Origin of the sequence: Mobilitalea sibirica (assembly GCF_015999265.1) — a bacterium.
GTDB lineage: Bacteria > Bacillota > Clostridia > Lachnospirales > Lachnospiraceae > Mobilitalea > Mobilitalea sibirica.
On record NZ_JAEAGR010000003.1, the window covers coordinates 179372 to 196713 of the forward strand.

12 protein-coding genes and 1 tRNA gene are annotated in these 17342 nt (G+C 38.0%); 10 read left to right on the forward strand and 3 right to left on the reverse strand.

Features of this window, described 5'->3' with window-relative positions:
• Nucleotides 1-172 precede the first annotated feature (172 nt).
• Nucleotides 173-3715 carry a pyruvate:ferredoxin (flavodoxin) oxidoreductase gene (gene nifJ / locus I5677_RS04370; RefSeq protein ID WP_197660352.1) on the forward strand — a complete coding sequence of 1181 codons (3543 nt, stop codon included), beginning with the start codon at nt 173-175 and terminating at the stop codon, nt 3713-3715.
• Between the two features lie 241 nt (nt 3716-3956).
• Here nifJ and I5677_RS04375 read toward each other — a convergent pair whose 3' ends face one another.
• Together I5677_RS04375 and I5677_RS04380 are read right to left on the reverse strand one after the other, a co-directional pair.
• Nucleotides 3957-4208 (reverse strand): hypothetical protein, encoded by a 252-nt coding sequence (locus tag I5677_RS04375; RefSeq protein ID WP_197660353.1) that lies wholly within the window; start codon nt 4206-4208, stop codon nt 3957-3959.
• A 190-nt stretch (nt 4209-4398) separates the two neighbouring features.
• Nucleotides 4399-4472: transfer RNA gene (locus I5677_RS04380), tRNA-Arg, on the reverse strand.
• 260 nt (nt 4473-4732) lie between these two features.
• Between I5677_RS04380 and I5677_RS04385 the strand changes: the two genes are divergently transcribed.
• From I5677_RS04385 to I5677_RS04405, 5 genes are all read left to right on the forward strand, one after another.
• Nucleotides 4733-5530, forward strand: coding sequence for a hypothetical protein (locus I5677_RS04385; RefSeq protein ID WP_197660354.1), 798 nt, complete (start codon nt 4733-4735; stop codon nt 5528-5530).
• A gap of 330 nt (nt 5531-5860) precedes the next feature.
• Nucleotides 5861-6619, forward strand: coding sequence for a pseudouridine synthase (locus tag I5677_RS04390; protein WP_197660355.1), 759 nt, complete (start codon nt 5861-5863; stop codon nt 6617-6619).
• An 86-nt stretch (nt 6620-6705) separates the two neighbouring features.
• Nucleotides 6706-8709 (forward strand): NAD-dependent DNA ligase LigA, encoded by a 2004-nt coding sequence (ligA, locus tag I5677_RS04395; protein ID WP_197660356.1) that lies wholly within the window; start codon nt 6706-6708, stop codon nt 8707-8709.
• 130 nt (nt 8710-8839) lie between these two features.
• Entirely contained in the window at nt 8840-9745 is a 906-nt protein-coding gene (metA, locus tag I5677_RS04400; RefSeq protein WP_197660357.1) for a homoserine O-acetyltransferase MetA, read from the forward strand.
• 213 nt (nt 9746-9958) lie between these two features.
• Nucleotides 9959-11365, forward strand: a complete 1407-nt coding sequence (locus I5677_RS04405; RefSeq protein WP_197660358.1) for a bifunctional diguanylate cyclase/phosphodiesterase — start codon at nt 9959-9961, stop codon at nt 11363-11365.
• Between the two features lie 238 nt (nt 11366-11603).
• On the opposite strand, the gene I5677_RS04410 is transcribed toward I5677_RS04405, so the two are convergent.
• Entirely contained in the window at nt 11604-13181 is a 1578-nt protein-coding gene (locus tag I5677_RS04410) for a putative polysaccharide biosynthesis protein (protein ID WP_197660359.1), read from the reverse strand.
• A gap of 492 nt (nt 13182-13673) precedes the next feature.
• On the opposite strand from I5677_RS04410, the gene I5677_RS04415 reads away from it, so the two are divergent.
• The 4 genes from I5677_RS04415 to mnmA all read left to right on the forward strand — a co-directional run bounded on the left by I5677_RS04415 (nt 13674) and on the right by mnmA (nt 17227).
• Nucleotides 13674-14150 carry an RrF2 family transcriptional regulator gene (locus tag I5677_RS04415; protein WP_197660516.1) on the forward strand — a complete coding sequence of 159 codons (477 nt, stop codon included), beginning with the start codon at nt 13674-13676 and terminating at the stop codon, nt 14148-14150.
• 29 nt (nt 14151-14179) lie between these two features.
• A complete protein-coding gene (gene nifS, locus I5677_RS04420) occupies nt 14180-15358 on the forward strand; it encodes a cysteine desulfurase NifS (RefSeq protein WP_197660360.1) in 1179 nt (392 codons plus the stop codon).
• A gap of 218 nt (nt 15359-15576) precedes the next feature.
• The gene (gene nifU / locus I5677_RS04425; protein WP_197660361.1) at nt 15577-16014 is read left to right on the forward strand and encodes a Fe-S cluster assembly scaffold protein NifU; all 438 of its coding nucleotides are present in this window, start codon (nt 15577-15579) and stop codon (nt 16012-16014) included.
• A gap of 46 nt (nt 16015-16060) precedes the next feature.
• Complete coding sequence (gene mnmA, locus I5677_RS04430) at nt 16061-17227, forward strand: tRNA 2-thiouridine(34) synthase MnmA (RefSeq protein WP_197660362.1); 1167 nt, start codon at nt 16061-16063, stop codon at nt 17225-17227.
• The last annotated feature ends 115 nt before the right edge of the window (nt 17228-17342 follow it).

Sequence of the window (17342 nt, forward strand, 5' to 3'; positions counted from 1 at the left end):
ATATTTGATAGGAAAATATATCTTATCGAATAAAAAGAATAGTGATAAAAGTACCCCACGAACAAGATGAATACTTAAAAAACAGAGTACATAAAGGTCGAAAAATTGTTTTCATTTTGTTCGTGTGATACTTTGTCACTAATCATAGGTTAATTTTAAGGAGGACATTTCAATGGCAAGGAAAATGAAAACAATGGATGGTAATACTGCCGCGGCTCACGTCTCATATGCGTTTACCGATGTTGCAGCAATCTATCCGATTACACCTAGCTCGAATATGGCTGAAGTGACCGATAAATGGTCTGCTGAAGGTAGAAAAAACATCTTTGGTCAAGAGGTTAAGGTTGTTGAGATGCAGTCAGAAGCAGGTGCGGCAGGAGCAGTACACGGTTCCCTGGCAGCAGGTGCTTTAACAACCACTTATACTGCATCACAAGGTTTATTACTTATGATTCCCAATATGTTTAAAATGGCAGGTGAATTACTTCCGGGCGTTATTAATGTATCAGCTCGTGCGGTAGCAAGCCATGCATTATCTATTTTTGGTGATCATTCCGATATTTATTCATGCCGTCAAACTGGTTTTGCTTTTTTAGCAAGTAGCAATCCTCAGGAAGTTATGGATTTAGGTGCAGTTGCTCATATGTCAGCTATCAAAGGCAGAGTACCTTTCTTACATTTCTTTGATGGTTTCAGAACGTCTCACGAAATTCAGAAAATTGAAACTTGGGATTATGAGGATCTTAAGGAAATGGTGGACATGGATGCAGTAGATGCTTTCCGTCGCCGCGCTTTAAACCCGGAGCATCCCGTACTTAGAGGTTCTGCTCAGAACCCTGATGTGTTCTTCCAGGCAAGAGAAGCATGTAATACATACTACGAAGCAGTACCTGCTATCGTAGAAGAATATATGAATAAAGTAAATGCTAAAATTGGTACTGATTACAAACTGTTTAATTATTATGGTGCAGCTGATGCTGAGCATGTAATCGTTGCTATGGGATCTGTTAATGATACCATTGAAGAAACAGTTGATTATCTTAACGCAAACGGTGGTAAAGTTGGTGTGATTAAGGTACGTTTATATCGTCCTTTCAGCACAAAACGTTTTGTTGAGGCAATCCCTGCTACAGTGAAAAAGATTTCTGTATTAGACAGAACAAAAGAGCCGGGATCCCTTGGTGAGCCTCTGTATCTTGATGTAGTGGCTGCATTAAAGGATACAAAGTTCAGTAATGTTGTGGTATACAACGGACGTTACGGTTTAGGTTCCAAGAATACAACTCCTGCGCAGATTATTGCAGTATACAAAAATACTGATAAGAAGACATTTACTATCGGTATCAAGGACGATGTTACAAACTTATCACTTGATATTAAGGAAAGCCCGAACACAACACCGGAAGGAACAATCAGCTGTAAGTTCTGGGGTCTTGGTGCGGATGGTACCGTTGGTGCGAATAAAAACTCTATTAAAATCATCGGTGATCATACCAATATGTATGCTCAGGCTTATTTTGATTATGACAGTAAGAAGTCCGGTGGTGTTACCATGTCTCACTTGAGATTTGGTAAGAAACCGATACGCTCAACCTATTTGATTTCTGAAGCTAATTTCGTAGCTTGCCATAATCCTTCCTATGTTAATAAATACAACATGGTTCAGGAATTAAAGGATGGTGGTACCTTCTTACTTAACTGTGGATGGGATATGGAAGAAATCGAGAAGCATTTACCGGGACAGATGAAGCGTTATATGGCTGAACATAATATTAAGTTCTACACCATCGACGGTATCAGTATCGGTAAAGAGATTGGTCTTGGCGGACGTATTAATACAATCCTCCAGGCGGCATTCTTTAAATTAGCTAACATCATCCCTGTGGATGAAGCAGTGAAGTATATGAAGGACGCAGCTACTGCCTCCTATAGCAAGAAGGGTGAAGCTATCGTAGCTATGAACCATGCAGCAATTGACCGCGGTATTACCGATGTAAAAGAGGTTAAGGTTCCTGAAAGCTGGAAAAACGCTGAGGACGTAGAACTTCATACTAAGGTTACCAAGGGTAGAAAAGAAGTTGTTGATTTCATCAATAACATTCTTATGCCGGTGAATGCACAGCAGGGTAATGAGCTTCCTGTCTCTGCATTTGTTGATAACGCAGACGGAACACTTCCTCAGGGATCATCTGCATATGAGAAACGTGGTATTGCAGTAGATGTACCGAATTGGGTTCCTGACAATTGTATTCAGTGTAACTTCTGTTCTTATGTATGTCCTCACGCAGTTATCCGTCCAGTAGCATTAACCGCAGATGAGTCTGCTAAAGCTCCTGCAGGTATGAAGAAGCTTCCTATGACCGGTGTTGCTGACATGGAATTTGCAATAACAGTATCCGTACTTGACTGTACCGGATGTGGATCCTGTGCAAACGTTTGTCCTGGAAAGAAGGGTAACAAGGCACTTATTATGGAGCCGCTTGAGACCAAATTAGAGGAACAGGAAGTATTTGATTATAGTATTGATTTAGATGAAAAACCTGAAGTGGCTGAGAAATTTAAAGATGTATCTGTAAAAGGAAGTCAGTTTAAACAGCCGTTACTCGAGTTCTCAGGTGCTTGTGCAGGTTGTGGTGAGACACCTTATGCCAAGCTGGTAACTCAGTTATTTGGTGAGAGAATGTATATCGCCAATGCAACCGGATGTTCCTCTATCTGGGGCGGATCCATGCCTTCCACTCCTTACACTACCAATAAGTCAGGTAAAGGACCGGTTTGGGCTAACTCCTTATTTGAGGATAACGCAGAGTATGGTTATGGTATGTACCTTGCTCAGCAGACAATGAGAAACCGTTTAAAAGCTAAGATTGAAGCGTTAGCAGCTTCCACAGATAAGGAAGACGTTAAGGCTGCGGCAGCAAGATATATTTCTAGCTTCGAAAACGGTCGTGAAAATTCTGGAGCTGCAAGTGCTTTAGTTAGAGCATTAGAGGCTTGTGAATGTGCAGAAGGAAAAGACATCTTAAAGGATAAGGATTTCTTATCCAAGAAGTCAACCTGGATCTTCGGTGGTGACGGATGGGCTTATGATATCGGTTTTGGTGGTTTAGACCATGTAATCGCCAGCGGTCAGGATGTTAATATCTTAGTATTTGATACCGAGATTTACTCCAATACCGGTGGTCAGTCCTCTAAAGCTACTCCTACCGGTGCGATTGCACAGTTCGCAGCAGCAGGTAAGGATGTAAGAAAGAAAGATTTAGCACAGATTGCTATGAGCTACGGATATGTATATGTAGCACAGATTGCTATGGGTGCTGATTACAACCAGACCATTAAAGCACTGGTTGAGGCAGAAAGCTACAACGGACCTTCTATCGTAATTGCTTATGCTCCTTGTATTAGTCATGGTATTAAGGGTGGTATGTCTACCGCTCAGACAGAGGAGAAGAATGCTGTATTATCAGGTTACTGGCATAACTTCCGCTTTGACCCTCGTCTGAAACTGGAAGGTAAGAATCCTTTCTCCTTAGACAGCAAAGCACCTACAGCAAGCTATAAGGACTTCTTGATGAACGAAGTTCGTTACAGTGCTCTTAGCCGTCAAAATCCTGAGAGAGCGGAGAGACTATTCGACGCTGCTGAAAAGAATGCCAAAGAGAAATATGCTCATTTAGAGAGATTGGTTACTTTGTACGAAACAGAGAGTGAATAATATAATACTGAATATGTAACCCTGATGTATCATTAGGTGTTAATAAAAAAGGCCCGGTATTAACTATAATACCGGGCCTTTTCGTGTTATAACATGATAAGCCTAGGCAGGATGCGCACTCGCGCGTAAGGAATTTCCGACTTTATCTACCACGCTCAGCGCAAGAGTTTTCCTTGGCAAACTTTTGGTTCAAACGCTTTCATTTATTTCTTATTGATAAGAATAGCAAATTAACAGAACATTATTCAAAGGGCGGTAATGTTAATTCTACTTCTCCCGCAGAGGGTGAAACAGGAGGTAAATCGAAAGAATTACTTGAATTATTATTACCGGTATCGTTTGTTAATTCTGCTCTTTTTACTGTAATGGTAGCTAATGTACTGGCTAACTGTCCCAATGCAGCTGTTAAAATGGGTAATTCCTCCTCCGGAACACATTTTGCTATAGCACATGCAAGTGCTGTTATCGTAGATACAAGTTCACAAGAATTCATACGCTTCACCTGTTATATCTATATGATGTAAATTTTATTTTGTTACTGTAAGGATATGTTAATTCTAATTGATTGAAACGCTAAGTATCATGGGTAAAGATAATAAATAACCAGATAAAAAAACCACAGGGAACCTGTGGTTATATAACAGAGATATTAAATTTACCTTTTCTATGGTTTTTTGATGAAATGCACCTGACTGGATTCGAACCAGCGGCCTCTCGCTCCGGAGGCGAACGCTCTATCCAACTGAGCTACAGGTGCAATAAAATAACAATGCAATTCCAAATTCTATAGGATGAAAACCATAGAATTATTTTTCTCGGACTATGATATTATATACTAAACAAATTATAAAGTAAAGAACGTATTTTAGTATGAGAGGGTAATATTTTGACACATATGTTACAAAAGTGTTAAATCATGTTACATAAAAATTAAAAAATACAGTTGATTTTTCCTTTCGCTTTTGATATTATAAGAGTGACATTTTATTGTATGCATTATATTTTGAGGAGAATATTATGAAACTGAAATATAAAAAGATTATATTGTTAACAACAATGAGTACTATGGGTATTGGTTTGTTAACTCTTTCCATAAGTCAGGACAGGCCTAAAGCGGAAGAAAGTTTGAAAACTGCCAGTAGCCAGGAGGCCGGGTTATTGGAAGACCAGACCGACGATGAGGTATCCCTGATGAGTGCGGCGGCTGAGACAGAGGAAGAAGTAATACCATCCGCTACACCAACGCCTACCCCGACTCCTACACCGACGCCTACCCCTCTTCCTGTTTATGAGATTGAGGAGGAGGCATATCCTGAGATAGCAGAGCTATTTAGCGATTATTATGCTGCTAAAAACTTACCTGATGTAGGTAAGTTAAGAAGTATGTTAAGTGACCCGTCAAAAGTTGGCTCTCAAGATCAATTGATTAAAAAGACGGAATATATTGATGATTATCGTAATATTAAGTGTTATACGAAGAAGGGTTTTGAAGAAGGCACCTATATCGTTTATGTATATCATGAGATTAAGATAACAGGTGTGAATACGCCTGCTCCGGGACTTGCTAAATTCTACCTAGTTACAGATGATGAAGGGAATTTAAAAATCTTCTCGGATGATATGGATACTGAGTTGGAAGCCTACTATAATGCCAGAAATGAAGATGAGGATGTCAAAAATATAATCCAGATGACAGATGATAAGTTTGAAGCAGCGAAGTCAAAGGATGAAGATTTGTTTAATTTCTGGAAGGCAATTGATGATATGGCTAATAAAGATGATCAGCAAAATTCTGAGATAGAACAAGAAGAATAAAATGTATAGAACTCCTTATACTATAATTTAGGAAATAGTATATGGAGTTCTTTTTGTGCGAAATTAAGTGGAAGTAATGTAAGTAAGCATAGAAAGAAGCTAAATGCTTACCCGTGATTTACAGGGGCATATTTTTCATAATATTATTAAAAATAAAGCTGCTGCTTCGGCCCTGTTTGTCGGTTCAGCAGTTTTAGTATATAGTCATATATAAAACAGTATAGGTAATTATAGAAACTCCGGCGGTTAAAAACAAGTGGACGAACAATTAGAAATAAAGTATAATTACACTCGAACATAGGTAGATTATGGACGGAAAGTAGGAAGCATATGGCAAAGAGATCAAAAAAATTAACCGCCATGGCGGAGGAAAAAGATGAAATCAGGATTAATAAGTTCCTTAGTGAAGCCGGAGTTTGCTCCAGACGAGAAGCGGATCGGTATGTTATGGAAGGAAAAGTTAAAATTGATGGAATTACAGCACAGATGGGATCTAAGGTAACTGGGGATAATGTGGTTACTTTTATGGGAAAACCGGTTAAAAAAGAAGAAAAACTGGTGCTGATAGCGTTCAATAAACCTGTAGGAATAGTATGTACGACTGATCCGGGTGAGCCGGATAATATTATAGATTATATTAATTATGGCATGCGAATTTATCCAATCGGAAGACTGGATAAGGATTCAGAGGGGTTAATTTTACTTACCAATGACGGTAATATTGTAAATAGTATTTTACGTGCAGAGAATAAACATGAAAAAGAATATATCGTTTCGGTGAACAAAGATATCACACAGGATTTTCTAAAGAAAATGTCCCAAGGAGTTCCGATACTTGAAACAGTAACCAATCCTTGCGAAATTCATCAGATTGATAAAAGAACCTTTCGAATTATACTTACACAGGGACTCAATCGACAAATTCGGCGCATGTGCGAACATTTTAGTTACCGGGTTGTAACCCTAAGAAGAATTCGCATTATGAACATTCATTTAGGTAGATTAAAAACCGGGGCCTGGCGTAATGTAACGGAGAAGGAAATTAGGGACTTAAATCGCTTAATAAAAGCAAGAAAAACGAGAAGTTAGTCATACAGTCAAAAAGTTAATTATTATTTACGTGAGATAAAATAATATAGATTTAGCATTGATATAGGAAAGGTGTGGGTATCGCTATGGATATAAAACAGGAGATCGAGAGTTTGAGACAACAGTTGGAGTATCATAATGATCGATATTATAATCAGGACGATCCTGAGATTTCCGATTATGAATATGATCAATTGTCCTTAAGACTTCGAAGGCTCGAAGAAGAAAATCCCGAGTATAAAATGGCGGATTCTCCTACTCAAAAGGTTGGTGGATATGCGAAACGGGAAGCCGGAATTCTGGTTAAGCATAATGTACCCATGTTAAGTTTGCAGGATGTATTTGATAAAGAAGAGGTTTATGGTTTTGTTGAAAAAATCCTAAAGGATCGTAAGGATACCGTATTTGTGGTAGAGAAAAAAATTGATGGCCTATCCGTTTCTCTAAGATATAGGGATGGTGTCTTAGAGCAGGGTGTTACCAGAGGTGACGGTATTAATTATGGCGAAGATGTTACTGAGAATATAAAAGTTATTAAAGATGTTAAATTAAAACTGAAAACCCCCATTCCTTATCTTGAAGTCAGGGGTGAGGTTTATATGAGAAATGATGATTTTGAAGCTGTAAATGAAAGATTGGAGGCTGCAGGAAAAAAATTATTTGCCAACCCCCGTAATTGTGCGGCCGGAACATTACGTCAATTGGATCCGGGAATTGTAAAGGAGCGGAAACTTTCTTTATTTGTATTCAATGTTCAGGATTCGGAGGGTGTCTCATTTAATAAACATTCAGAAAGTTTGGAGTGGCTAAAAGCACAGGGGATTAAGACCAGTGAGGATTATAAGCTATGCCATACAGCAGATGAAGTATGGGAGGCAATTAATGAAATTGGTGAAATGAGAGGAAGCCTGGCTTATGACATTGACGGTGCCGTTGTTAAAGTGGATAATTTAGCAGATAGAGAATATTATGGTGCTACGTCTAAGGTACCTAGATGGGCAATCGCTTATAAATATCCGCCGGAAGAAAAAGAATCCGTAGTGAGAGAGATAAGACTTACCGTTGGACGAACCGGTAGGATTACGCCAACTGCTATTTTTGATCCGATTAGACTTTGTGGAACGAATGTTTTGAAGGCCACACTTCACAATCAGGACAGAATTAATGAATTAGATGTAAGAATTGGTGATACCATTCTTGTAAGAAAAGCCGGAGAGATTATACCGGAAGTATTATCCGTAGTAAAAGAGAAAAGACCGGAGGGAACGAAACCCTATCATCTGCCCTCCATCTGCCCTTCCTGTGGCGCGCCGACTGTTAAGGATGAGAATACGGCAGACACCAGATGTATTAATTTAAACTGTCCGGCTCAATTAGTACAGCATATCTTAAACTTTGTTGGAAGAAATGCTATGGATATCAAAGGTTTTGGTGAAGCTTATGTCGAGACCCTCATCAAGGAAGGTTATATTAAGGATATCGCAGATATCTATTATCTCTATCAATATAGGGATGAGTTGATAGAAAAAGGATTAATTGGGAAAGAAAAGAATACGGATAAGCTTTTAAAAGCAATTGAAGATAGCAAAAACAACGATATTGACCGTCTCATTACAGGACTGGGAATTCGCAATATCGGAAGACAGGCTGGTTCTGAGCTTAAGAAACATTTTAAGTCTCTGGAGGACTTAAAGAATGCTTCCTTTATGGATCTGGTTGCGATTGATGATGTGGGTGATATAACCGCCAGCTCCATCGTTGAATTCTTCTCTAATCAAGACAATCTTGATATTATTAACAGGTTGGAAGCGGCGGGTGTTAATTTGAACTCCCTTCAGGCTACTCCAAATGAAGAACAAAACTTATCCGGCTTTACCTTTGTTATTACCGGAACCTTGCCTTCTATGGGAAGAAAAGAGATGGAAGAGTTCATAAAAATTCGTGGCGGTAAAGTATCCGGCAGTGTATCGAAAAAAACCAATTATTTAATCGCCGGTGAAAATGCAGGTAGTAAGTTGACAAAAGCGACAGAATTAGGTGTTCAAATTTTATCAGAAGAAGAAGCACTTAAATTTATATCTGGTAATTAGTGTCAAAGAGGTATATTCTAAATAAAAAAAGGAATAATTTGGATGTTTTTCTGGAATATTAGTTGATTTATTCGGATAAACATGTTATGATAAGATTTGCTATCAAAAAACGACGAAGATGGTGAGTAATATGCCGATTAAGGTTCACAGTGAATTACCTGCTAAGAGAATATTAGAGGATGAGAATATATTTATAATGGATGATACCAGGGCTATGCATCAGGATATTCGTCCATTACAGATTGCTATTTTAAATCTGATGCCAATTAAGGAAGATACCGAAGTGCAACTTCTTCGCAGTTTATCCAATACTCCGTTACAAGTTGATGTAACCTTTCTTACTACGGGAACGTATGTGGGGAAACACACGCCTACCAGCCATTTAGACCAATTTTATCTAACCTTTGAAGATGTGAAAAAACGTAAGTTTGATGGTCTTATTATTACTGGGGCTCCGGTTGAACAGATGGAATTCGAAGAGGTAAACTATTGGAACGAATTGGTTGACATTATGGAATGGTCAAAATCCAATGTTACATCGACATTGCATATCTGTTGGGGAGCGCAGGCAGGATTATATTATCATTATGGAGTTCATAAACAGGCCCTTAATAAAAAGATGTTCGGAATATTTGAACATAGAGTTTTACAAAGAAAAGTTCCTTTTGTCAGAGGGTTTGATGATATGTTTTATGCACCTCATTCCAGATATACAACGGTATCAAAGGAAGAGATTGATAAATGTAAAGAGCTTACTGTTTTGGCAGAATCGGAGGAAGCCGGTGTATTTATTGTAATTGCCGGGGAGGGAAAACAGATTTTTGTGATGGGACACCCTGAGTATGATCGGGTATCCTTAGATAAGGAATATAAGAGGGATATCAATAAGGGTTTGGCGATTGAATTACCTCGGAATTATTATCCCTTTGATCAGCCGGAACATCGGCCCAATCTGGTGTGGAGAGCCCATGCCAATGCCATGTACACTAATTGGCTGAATTATTATGTGTATCAGGTAACTCCTTATGAATTATAGAAAGGAGCCCTGCCTTTTTACGTGTACAGATTAATTTGGTTGCAATAAGAAATAATGGTTTGTTGGATATATAATAGGGGAAAATGCAAAAATACATAATATACGATAACAGATAACTGCTGGTCTCTTATGAAGGAACATCAAGGTACAGCATAGGTATAGACAATAGAATACTAGGATGCATTGTTGTTTTCAGTTTTTGGGGGAGGAAATATGAAACTGCTTCATGAATTACAGAGCAATCCGACATTCTTTTTAGCACTTGTTATTTCTATTGTAATTATATGTATCATAGTTATGATCATTATAATACTTTATAAACTGGAAAGTGAAAAGAGAGTTACGAAAGCTGCTCTGGAATTAAAAAAAATTACAAATAGCATAAGAGCAGGACTAGTACATTTTGTTCTGGAGGATAACTGCAAAATATTATATGCAAGCAGAGGTTTTTATGACTTGCTAGGTTATAGCAGAAAGGAAGCCAAAAGTGAGAATAAACTTAGTCTTTTAGACTTCATTGATCCAAGGGATAGAAGCATATGTTCTGATAACTGGCTGCAATCTGTAGGTGATTCGATCAGCCTGGAAATTCGTATGATAACTAAGGAAGGGAAAAGCCTAGTTACGTTAATCAATGGAAATATTGTACAGGGGCGAGATGGGCGACACACGATTTCAGCTGTTTTTGTGGATATATCGGAGCAGAAGCAGATGCAGGAGATGCTTATGCTGGAAGGAGAACGATACCGCGTTGCTACAGAACTGTCCAATGACGTATTGTTCGAGTATGACATAAAAAAAGATGAGATTATTTATACCGGTAAATATAAAGATTTATTTGGAGAAAATACTTTCATTCCGGACTTTAATGCAAGTTGTGAACTAAGACGAGACTATATCCATCCGAATGACTGGGGTATCTATCTGGAATTCTGTGCTGAATTGGCTGAAGGCAAAGCTATGGTCGAGGCTGAATTTAGAAGAAAGAATAAAATGGGTGAATATATCTGGTGTCAGTCTATGGGCAAAACCATATATGACGATGATAAAAATCCGATTCGGGTGATTGGCAAGATAGTGAATGTTGATGTTCATAAAAGAGAACTGGAAGCGTTAGAATACAAGGCGACTAGGGATCCCTTGACCGGAGTATATAATAAAGAAGTAACAATTAAGAAGATTGATAAATTTATTAGCGGAAATAAAAATGGAAGGCATATACTTATGCTGATTGATTTTGATGATTTTAAAAAGGTTAATGATACGTATGGTCATTTACATGGCGATAAAGTCCTTGTTTATGTTATAGGTAGAATTAAAAGTGTATTTAACGAAGGTGAAATTATCGGACGAGTCGGTGGAGATGAGTTTGTAGTATTTGCCGGGAATGTAACTGATATTGATGATATATTAAAAAAAGCAGATGCATTAATTGAAGCGTTGGATACTACTTATATAGATGGCGGTAACGAGATACCTATATCTGGAAGTATCGGAATAGCATCTTATCCCGAGGATGGCTTACATTATGAGCAATTACTGGATTGTGCGGACAAGGCCCTTTATAAGGTAAAAGAACAAGGAAAAAACAACTATATGATCTATACATCAATTATATAAACAACGGCGAACGGGCTGTCGCATATATAGTCTATAAAGAGAAAGCGGATGATTGAGTTCCCACACACACTCGTTGGAGGACATGTTCTTTGATTTGTTTGCCTGTGTTACGTACATACATGTTCGTAACAGTCAAACAAATCAAAAAAACATGTCCTCCAAATAGTGCATTAAGGGAACATCAATCACCCGCTTTCTCTATGACTAATTATACTATGCGACAGCTCCTATCATCGCTTTACTTGAAATCCTTTTTTGTTACCGCCTTCGTTATAATGAATAAACCAACGCAGGCGATGCAGAATAGGATACAGAAGGAGAGAATTAAAACAGCCTCATCGATCTGAGATATTTTTATGACATATTCATAGGTTTCTTTTAACAAAAAACCACATAGAGCTACGATAATACCCGGTTTCAAGAGGCTATTTACTGAGTCGAAATAAAATCGGATATTTTTTATTACGGCAAAGGAATCCATAACAGTAATGATTAATTGTCCAACAAGCAAAGCGATGAGATATCCGTTAATCCCCTGTCGGGGTATTAATATAACAATAAGAAGTATTTTAAACAAAGTCCCAACAACCGAATTAATAAATGTGATATGAGCCTTACCCAATCCATTAATGATACTTCCAAGTGTTGTGGTCAGATATATAAAAGGACATAGCCATGCCAATATCACAAGGTAGGTACCTGCTGCTTCATTATGGAAAATTGCATTACCCAAATCTTTTCCAAATATGATAAAAATGCCGGTACTAATAATGCCGATAATTAAACTATATTTGATAGATACAGCTGTTGTTTTCCCGATTAATTTATCATTTTTTACGGCCTGGGCCTCCGATACCGTTGGTAGAAGTAACACTGCCAGGGCATTAATCAGGGCAGTCGGAAACAAAATGAAGGGGACGGACATACCGATGAGTACACCGAATATACTTAAGGCATCGGAAGTGCTGAGGCCGAACCTTCGTAACATCGTAGGTATCAATACGGCCTCTATGCTATGAAGTATGTTGATTAGAAACCGGTTTGCAGAAAGAGGGATGCTTAATGAAAGGATATCCTTAATAATTACTCTCTTTCGGGTAGATATTGCATTAGGGTCCGGACCAAATAAAATCAGTTCTTTTGGGGATTTGGTCACAAACAGGGAGAAAAAGTTATATAAGCTAGATGCAATCTCACCGATCACAATACCCAGTACGGCCAATTCACAGGTTACCGCAATATTACCTTTTCCTGTATAAAAAGCAATTGTATATACGATAATGACGCGAAGGATTTGTTCCAGTAATTGTGTAGATGCCGGTACTCCGGCTTTTTTTAGACCGTAGTAATAACCATTAATACAGGAGGTTACTCCACAAAAGGGGAATACGGTAGCAAGAATTCGAAGGGAACTTGCACTACGAGGCTCTAATAAAAAACGTCTGGCGATGTAGTCGGAATAGAGATAGACGAATATCGCAAGCATTAGGGCTAGGACAACAGATAGTAACAGACCGATACGAAGGATTTTGTATACATTTTTATGATTTCTTTTCCCTATTTCAGCTGCAACAAGTCTGGATATTGAAGTCTGGATACCTGTTGCATATATTGTAAAACAAATACCATAAACGGGAAAAACTAATTGATAGATTCCCAATTTTTCTGCGCCCATGGTATTGGATAAAAATATTCTATAGAAGAAACCGATAATCCGGGTAACAAAGCCTGCCAAAGTCAAAATAAGGGTCCCTTTAAACAGATTGCCTCTTAAGGATTGCCCGTTATTATTAATGTTTTTCCTTTTTACAATCATAAATGAAACCTCAAAATTCTTTCTATAAATATATTTCTATTACCAGTAACTTATGTTATCCGGAGAATTAAAGTTGCAGATGTGTCAATAAAGTGGAGTTCTCTAACCGTAATAATCAAAAGTGTATTGATTGTTTAAAGTGTGAAAGGTGCTACGCGTTCATCAAGATATAATATATTACGATGTATGTCTACTTGCGGATGAATGGCTATGGAACTGGAAAATTGTAAGTGTTTTGACACGAATGATTCAATGAATAATGTATGATTTGATTTTGATAAATAATTTAATTGGAAAATTACAGGTTATATCTTGACAAGAAAATAGCATAGTGCTATATTAATAACCAAGTGAATTAATAGGAATTAAATTAATAGGAATTAAAATAGTAGGAATTAGAGTATCAACTATAATATTGTAGGTATAATAAAGAAAATATTAATAAATAAAAAACGGTAGCAGGCAAATTCAATCGGAGAAGGGATGAGAGGAATGAAGTTATCTACCAAGGGACGATATGGTTTAAGAGCGGTACTTGACCTAGCCGTGCAGACAGAGGATGAAGTAATTGCATTAAGTCAGATTGCAGAAAGACAGGGAATATCAATGAACTATCTTGAGCAATTGATTGCGAAGCTTAAGAAAGCCGGTATTGTGAATAGTATCAGAGGTGCACAGGGAGGATATAGTCTGGCACTTCCGGCAAATCAGATATCCGTCGGAGATATCTTAAGAGCCTTGGAAGGGGATCTTGCTCCGGTGGATTGTTCAGAGATTAATAACAGTGACAGTGCTTGTAGCAACGCGGATCTATGTGTAACAAAATATGTATGGAAGCGTATTAGTGATAGTATAAATGATGCAGTGGATGGAATTATGCTCTCAGAACTTGTTGAAGTGAGCAGAAAGGTACAAGCAGAAGCGGGTACTTCAGATACGAACCGATCAAAACAGATATGTGGACAATAAATACGAATATATATTAGGAGATGACAATAATGGAGAAGAAAATTTATCTTGATAATGCTGCAACAACAAGGACCAGACCTGAGGTTGTAGATGCAATGCTTCCTTATTTCACTGAGAAATTCGGCAACCCATCCAGTGTGTATGAATTTGCATCACAGAATAAAAAGGCAGTTGATGAAGCCAGAGGTACTATTGCAAAAGCTTTAGGAGCAGATATAACGGAAGTATATTTTACCGGCGGAGGAACAGAAGCAGATAACTGGGCGATTAAAGCAACAGCGGAAGCTTATAAAGCAAAAGGAAATCATATTATTACCACAAAGATTGAACATCATGCTGTTTTACACACCTGTGAGTATCTTGAAAAGAACGGATATGAAGTTACTTACTTAGATGTAGATGAATACGGCATTGTAAAGCTGGATCAATTGGAGAAGGCAATCAAACCCACGACAATATTAATTACCATTATGTTTGCTAATAACGAGATCGGGACAATCCAGCCGATTAAGGAAATCGGGGAGATTGCAAAAAGAAATAAAATACTGTTCCATACGGATGCAGTGCAGGCATTTGCACAGGTAGATATTAATGTTAATGATATGGGAATCGATATGCTCAGTGCCAGTGCACATAAATTAAATGGTCCGAAGGGAATTGGTTTCCTTTATATTAAAAAAGGTGTTAAAATTCGTTCTCTAATTCATGGAGGTGCCCAGGAAAGACAGAGAAGGGCCGGTACAGAAAATGTGCCTGGTGTTGTTGGATTTGGCAAAGCGGTAGAGATAGCAATGGCTACTATGGAGGATAGAGCAAAAAAGGAAATCGAGTTAAGAGATTATCTGATTAAGCGTGTTCTGGCAGAAGTACCTTATACCAGACTGAATGGTGACAGGGTGAAGAGACTTCCGAATAATGCTAATTTCAGCTTTCAATTCATCGAAGGGGAATCCCTTTTAATTATGTTGGATATGAATCATATCTGTGCTTCCAGCGGGTCAGCTTGTACCTCAGGATCTTTGGATCCTTCCCATGTATTATTGGCAATTGGATTACCTCATGAAATTGCCCATGGGTCTTTGAGACTGACCTTAAGTGAAGATAATACGGTAGAGGAAATTGATTACACGGTGGAAAAGATCAAAGAGATTGTTGATAAACTCCGTAAAATGTCACCTCTTTATGAGGATTTCACTAGGAAAAGATAAAAAGAATACTTTAAAGAATTGAATAACAGGCAATAAGAAATAATAATTCTTTAACGAAGCATACAGTTATTATTTCATAATAATGATAAGTAATGGCTATAGGTAAGAATAATGTAACATTAAGAAAAACAATGTAGCAATATAGGGAAACAAGGTAACAATATAACGTTATAATATAACAATATTTTATATGATAAAGCGAATACTGGAGGATGCTTATGTATACGGAAAAGGTAATGGATCATTTTTCAAATCCCAGAAATGTGGGTGAAATAGAGAACGCCAGCGGAGTTGGTACGGTTGGTAATGCAAAATGTGGAGATATTATGAGGATGTATCTGGATATTGATGAAACCGGTGTGATACAGGATGTTAAATTTAAGACCTTTGGCTGCGGTGCAGCAGTAGCTACCAGCAGTATGGCGACAGAGCTAGTTAAGGGTAAAACAGTTGAAGAAGCCTTAAAGATAACGAATAAATCCGTTATGGAGGCTCTGGATGGTCTTCCACCGGTAAAAGTTCACTGCTCCTTATTAGCTGAGGAAGCAATCCATGCTGCCTTATGGGATTATGCAGAGAAAAACAATATTAAGATTGAAGGGTTGGAAAAGCCTAAGTCAGATATCCATGAAGAGGAAGAAACCATAGAATATTAAAGAGCTTTTAAGTTGGACAAAGTAAAAGCCATACATGGAGGTTGTAATGGAAAAAGTGGTAGTAGGAATGTCAGGAGGAGTTGATTCCTCTGTGGCAGCATACCTATTAAAAGAACAGGGATATGATGTCATAGGCGTTACTATGCAGATTTGGCAGGATGAAGATATCTGTTCCATGGAGGAAAATGGTGGTTGCTGTGGTCTCAGTGCGGTGGAAGATGCGAGAAGGGTAGCATCTGCACTTAATATTCCTTACTACGTCATGAACTTCAAACAAGAATTTAAGGAAAATGTTATAGACTATTTTGTAGCGGAATATCTACAGGCAAGGACACCAAATCCGTGTATCGCATGTAATCGATATGTAAAATGGGAATCTCTTTTAAAAAGATCAATGGATATCGGAGCTTCCTATATTGCAACCGGACATTATGCCAGTATAGAAAAATTAAACAACGGAAGGTATGCGATAAAAAAGTCGGTTACCAGAGCGAAGGATCAGACCTATGCCTTATATAATCTGACGCAATTTCAATTGGAACATACCCTGATGCCCGTTGGTGCCTATGCCAAAGATGAGATCAGGGCCATGGCAAATCAGCTACAGCTTCCGGTTGCCAATAAACCGGATAGTCAGGAAATCTGTTTTGTATCAGACAATAATTATGCCGGGTTTATCTCCGATTATTTAAATAAAGAAGATGATAGCTTAGCAGGAAGCGTGAAAACGAAGAATGCAAAAAATATAATGAATACCACCAGTTTAATTAAAAATCAATATAATGGTTTAACCCCCGGTAACTTTATTAATACTGCCGGAGAGGTAATCGGACAACATAGAGGATTAATCCATTATACGATTGGACAGCGTAAAGGGTTAAATCTAGCAATGGGACAACCGGTATTTGTCCTAGAGCTTCGCCCGGAGACCAATGAAGTGGTTATCGGTAATTCCAATGAGGTTTTTACAGACCGATTGTATGCCAATCGATTAAATTTTATGGCGATTGAAGATATCGTGGATGAGATTACAGTAGAAGCTAAGATACGCTATAGTCATAAGGGAGCCCGTTGTAGGGTCAAAAGAACGGCTGAAGATGAAGTGTTATGTATCTTTGAAGAACCCCAGAGGGCTATAACCCCAGGACAAGCAGTAGTTTTTTACCAGGATGATTATGTTGTCGGAGGCGGCACCATAATGAGTAAACGGTAGAAAAGAGCGATAAAAGAACGATAAAAAAACTATAAAAGAATATGTTAGAACTATATAGAACCTAAAAGAGTGTATAAATGAACTAGAACTATAAGAACCAAATCATGAAAGTACA